3 protein-coding genes and 2 pseudogenes are annotated in these 5,294 nt (G+C 61.1%); all 5 read right to left on the minus strand.

Features of this window, described 5'->3' with window-relative positions; all coding sequences use genetic code 11:
* Positions 1-1,630: 1,630 nt before the first annotated feature.
* Entirely contained in the window at positions 1,631-2,536 is a 906-nt protein-coding gene (locus ACESNG_RS22955) for a methyltransferase domain-containing protein (RefSeq protein WP_373071031.1), read from the minus strand.
* A gap of 330 nt (positions 2,537-2,866) precedes the next feature.
* A pseudogene (locus ACESNG_RS22960) lies at positions 2,867-3,205 on the minus strand (NAD-dependent epimerase/dehydratase family protein); the annotation flags it as partial.
* Between the two features lie 560 nt (positions 3,206-3,765).
* Entirely contained in the window at positions 3,766-4,575 is an 810-nt protein-coding gene (locus tag ACESNG_RS22965) for a DUF3473 domain-containing protein (RefSeq protein WP_373071027.1), read from the minus strand.
* A complete protein-coding gene (locus ACESNG_RS22970; RefSeq protein ID WP_373071029.1) occupies positions 4,569-4,982 on the minus strand; it encodes a DUF2304 domain-containing protein in 414 nt (137 codons plus the stop codon). The genes ACESNG_RS22965 and ACESNG_RS22970 overlap by 7 nt, the downstream gene beginning before the upstream one ends.
* Positions 4,979-5,294 (minus strand): annotated as a pseudogene (locus ACESNG_RS22975) (glycosyltransferase family 2 protein); the annotation flags it as partial. The gene ACESNG_RS22970 and the pseudogene ACESNG_RS22975, both read right to left, overlap by 4 nt.

Raw genomic sequence — 5,294 nt, forward strand, 5'->3', positions numbered from 1 at the left:
TCGGCCGACTCGGCATCAAATGGACTACCATCCCAACTCGCAGAATCCGAGGCCGTCAACCACACTCAGTCGCGTAGAGCCGGATATGCCGCGTTGTCCTACCAAGGCGCACATCGGCACCCAAACGACGAGGGGGTCTCGTTCTGCCGCGGTCCACCCGATGAACTTCGTATTCTCGAGGACGCCACACTTCAGCTGTTCAGTCGATGCGAATCGATGACGCAATCCGATGAGCATTCGCCATTGCCGTGAAGGTGTGAGAACCCGCCCACACTCTGGGCAATGACGAGGCATCCGCCACATAAACCAACGGTGACGATCGTAGTGCTCCATCGAAACCGACAAAGTCGCCTCCCATCGGCAAGGAGGCCCCAGAATGGTACCCACTTCCAGGCGGGGGCACGAGAATCGCGCCAGGCACGGGCTTGATCCCGAGCCCGCGCAGTCGGCTGTTGACGCGTTGCATGACACGCCGAGCGACGTCCCAGGTACCCCGGGCAGTTTGACGGTTCACGACCGTCCGTCCTCCGACAAACCGCAAACGCAGGGTGCCGCTGACGCTCGAGTCAAGGAAACCAATCCCAGCGTTCAGTCGTTGCGTAAGTATCTCAGGAGGACGCAAAAGCCCTCCGAGCAATGGAAGGACACCTGCAAGCCGCTCGGCGTACTCAGGATTGCTTTCGTACAAGGCAAGCTGGAAGTCGTCTGCACCCCGCCGCCCGGAGTATAACGCAGCTTGGCATGAAGTGACGTCCCATTCATCTCCCAACGACCGACGGGAGTTGAGGAGCGCCGTGTAGAAGACGGCGCTGTCTTTCACTATTAGGTCTTTGGGCACGAGGCCGGATCGCTGAAGAAGTGCGGGAGTTGCCACCGGTCCTAGCGCAAGAATCACTCTCTCAGCACGCACTTTTCCGAACGGGAGTTCCAAGACGACTTCATGCCTCGATGGAACGAGCCTCGTAACTGGACCCGTCAGTAGACTGCAAGAGTCAGACGAAGCAAACTCTCGTATGGCAGTCCCCGCCGAGAAGAACAGATCTCTCGGGCACCCGTGTAGGCACAGCCCACATCGGATGCACCGTTCACCCGCGGCATCAATTGCCGAACGGGCACGACCCACCAGAACATCCGACTGCGGATCAGGATGGAGTTCGCTCAGGAAGTCCGAGTAGCGAGTGGAGCATGGCCCGGCGGCGGAGATCGTTGGCCATGGAAACCGTTTCGAGATCTCGTCGTCGCAGCCAATGACTGGGATTTCGGCGAAGAGCGCGCCATACCCGGCCTCAATGCCATCGAACACCGGCTCGAGCTCGGGGCAGTCGGTACGACTGCGGGCCAGAACCCCGGCTCCCCAGCTGTTCGAGAGCCCTCCCCGTGCGCTCGACAGCGGCAGGTGCTTGAAGCCCCTCGCAACAACCATCGAACTCGGATAGCCGAAGACCCGCGCACGTTCACGCTCACCCTTGAGGGCAATCGTGGACGATCCGCGAAGTTCGGTTCGTTCCACATCGGGGGATTCGCCAAAGTCGATGATAGCTATATCCTGACCAGCTCCAATGAGGCCAAGGGCGGCTGCGTATCCGCAAGGACCGCTTCCGATGATCACGGTTGAGTATCGCTTCATGGGCTATCGGGTTAAGCCGGTTCGCCGGAGGACGATGAACTGGTGCAAGCCGAGAACCTGATGTAGGCGGCCGAGCCGCGGCTCAATAGCCTTTAACGCCCGGAATGCCCGCCTCGGCAGCACCCGCCGAAAGTTCAAGCCACCCGATGCGAGATATCTCGGCCAGTTCGTGAACGGTTGCGCGGACACGATCTCTAGATCCTTGAAGTGTCGTTCGAATTCACTTCGGTCTCTGACAAACACGATGTAGCTAAGCGCCTGGTTCGCGACAACCGTCGGTCCGCCGGACTCTACGTTCCATCCCAGCATCTTCTTGTCGAAGGTCTCGGTGGAAAAGAGCCTCGGGTACATCAGTTGCGAAGCAAGACCGTGATACGGCTCGAACAGCACAACGAGACCCCCCATCGGCAGCACACGGAGGGCCTCGTCCAAGAACCGGGCCGGGTCTCCAAAGTGATGGAACACGTTTTGGAGAAAGAGGGTTGAGACCGACTGATCAGCGAAGGGCATTCGGGTTCCGTCGAAGACAAGGTCGACCGAGGCGCCGGAGACAACCTCGCTGGCCAACACGCCTGGATCAGTGCTCGAGAGTGGGAAGCTGCCGGACCCCAACTCCACACGAGTCGATGCAGAACACCTGGAGTGCTCGGCTTCCAATGCAAGTAATTGGTGGTGAATCTCTTGGAAGACCTCGACGATCTCAGGCTTCGACCGCAGGACCTCGTCATGCGCAGACAGGCGCTCAAGGGTGTTGGGAAGGAAGCTCGGACCTGCGCCCAGAGTTGACTCCGTTGCTCCGCTCGTCACGATCGACTCCTCGATGCCGGGGTTCTGGCTATGAAGCAGTCCACTGAAGCTGTCCTGTATCGCTCGGCCCCGCTTCCCAGACAGCCCGACAAGCCGAAACAAGCCAACAGAGATCCACGGCGCTACTGAGACTACTCGCCTGCGGCGCGGCATGCCTTCTTGCACTCGATAGGCCAAATCACGCAGAGAGATCGGCTCTCCAGTTACACAAATCGCAGGATGGATATCTTGTTGCCAAGCCGCGTCGACGATGGCTACTGCAGCCGTCATCCTGCTCACGACCCATACGCAAAGGTCATCCGCCATCGGTAGAGGCAGAATCGGGAGTTTCTCCGCAGCGGTGCGAAGCAGGAGGGGCAAACCAGCGAGCGGGGCATCGACCACTAATCCAGGCCTTACCACCCGTCCTCCAGCGGTCTCGACTGCCCGCTCCACTACTTGCTTAGCGTGACCGTAAGTTGAGTGCCTGCCGGCCCGTGCAGAGATAGAGGAGACGAATACGACGGCAGCCCCAGCCCGACGGGCTTCATCAACCAATCTGACGCTGCCCGCCACGTTGAGCTGGTATTCCTCAGCTGACCTGCTCCCGTGAGACCAAGCGAGGTGCACGAGTACGTCGTAACCGGTCAAGTCGGGCCGATCACCGAGTTGGTACGGCACTCCTGCGCACTGTCCCCGACCAAAGGAAACTGCGGTCGCACCTCGTGATAGGAGTTCCTGCATCACCGCCATGCCGAGGTATCCAGTCGCCCCCGTCACAGCGACACGCATCTCACGATCGGGGGGTCTTGGAGCAACGATTCGATTCTCAGTCCTCACTGAGCTGCCGATCCGTGGACTTGACCTGCGAAAGCTCAAAGTCGCGTTCCGCCACCAGGAGCGGCAGGTATTTAGACAGAGACGAACGACGGTTGATCACATTCGTTCGGTCCCAGATGCGACTGGTCACTGCGTAGAGTACTCGCTGCCGAGACCCCTCGTAGACAAGATCAACGACCTCCTGACTGAGCTTTCCTTCGTGGAGGACATGGCCCGTGCGGAGGGCCGACGTATTAACGAAACGTGTCGAGGTCGCAAACTCGTTCAGCATACAATGAGGTCGAAGTAAGGGGACCCGGTTGGTGGTCCAGTCGCTATGCGGCTTGGGGTTGGTGGGTCGTGGTCCAGTACAGAGTGAAATCGTTGGGGTGAGGCTGACTCTGACTGTCGTTCTCCCTCCAGCAATCCACTGAACTCGTCCTCCGACAACAAGGGCTCGTTCACGGTGACTTCATTCACAATGACGAGGGTACCACTCTGCCAAGCAGGGGCCCCTGACGGTGCTGACCGCGTCAGAAGGAATAGGACCCGAGTCTGGCGACGAACTCGGGATCCGCGGCCAGCTCGCCGAGTGGGCGCGCCGCTGTGTCGGCGACCGACAGGACCCGGCGCAGCATCAATCCACGGCGCAGGGAAAGCAGCCGTGCGAGGAGCCAGGATTGTCCGTCGTAGCGGGCGAACGGTTCGTCGACGTCGAAGTCGTAGGGGTGAGCGTAGGTCCATTGGCCCTCCCTACGGCGCGCTTGTCTCGCTGCCAGGTGGACGAGCGGCGATGGTGCAAGTCGCAGATAGGCCCCGCCGAGCAATGGCACCGCAAGCGGCCCCGCACCGAACACCGGCGTCGGGAACTCGACGAGACCGTTCGCCCAGCGGAACGGCGCACGCGGCGCTTTTGGGAATCCAGCCTGGGGGTTCCATGCGGGGAGGACGCTTGACGAGTATTCGAATCCAGCCTCCAGGATTAGGTCCGGCGCCCAGGGCGTTTCGCCGGTGAGACCAAAGTATGGCGCCCGATAGCCGATCGGTGGCTCCCCGAGGATCTCGCCGAGAACGTCGCGACCGCGCGCCAGGTCGTCGCTGGTGCCGGTCGGACCGAGGTCGCGTAAGAGGCGGTGTTGGTGTCCGTGGAGACCTACTTCGTGTCCCTGGGCTACTAGATCGAGCAGCTCACTCCGCCAGCTGGGGGCGAGTGATCCGACGACGAAGAACGTCGCTCGCAGCCGTCGGGAAGCGAGCGCCCCCAAAAGAGGCCCGAGCGCCTCGGCGAACCGTCTCGGCTCCCCGACCACGGAGTGGTTTTCGACGTCGAGCGTGATCAGCACTCGCCCTCCTTACCGTTGTGCGTTCGTTCAGCTTCGAGCGCCTCGAGCCGCTCCTGGAGGAGCGCCAACGATTCGGCGAGCGTTCGACTGATCTCGATAAGCCCCGACACACTGATCGACAACTGTACGGCGATCGCGAGGAGACCAGTCGCTGTGACGCCGGCGACGAGCACCGCTGAGTCCACGTCAAGCGCGTTAGCGAAGGGCTCGACGAGACCGCCAAAGAGACCACCGATCGCTACGCAGATAGCGACGAAGATCCAGCCGAGTGTGTACCGCATTGAAAGCTGGCTGCGGCGTGCCATTGAGAGCACGATTAGCGAGAGACACACCGAAACAATTGAGATGACGATTATTTGCCCCGGACGGCTCCACACGCTAGCCCCGGCCATCGCCTGCGCACTCACGAAGGCGCTCCCGGTGTCGCTGCGGGCACGCGATAACGATGGCCCGAGCCGATCATCACGGTAAGGAACGCACGGACAAGAAATCTTATTGACGCAAGCGTGCCCGCCGACGGGACGCCGCCGGCCCGCTCACGCATGACGACCGGCGTTTCGATAACTGTGAAGCCCGCCCGCCCTGCATCTACGAGGGCCCCGAAAGTATCCCCGAGGTACTGGGAGGGGTACTCGCGGGCGAACTCGGACAGAAGCGGCTCTCGGATCACGCGGAAGCCCGAAGACGGGTCGGTGATTTGTGTTTGTGCCGCACGCGAA

Origin of the sequence: Gemmatimonas sp., assembly GCF_041689975.1 — a bacterium.
GTDB lineage: Bacteria > Gemmatimonadota > Gemmatimonadetes > Gemmatimonadales > Gemmatimonadaceae > Gemmatimonas.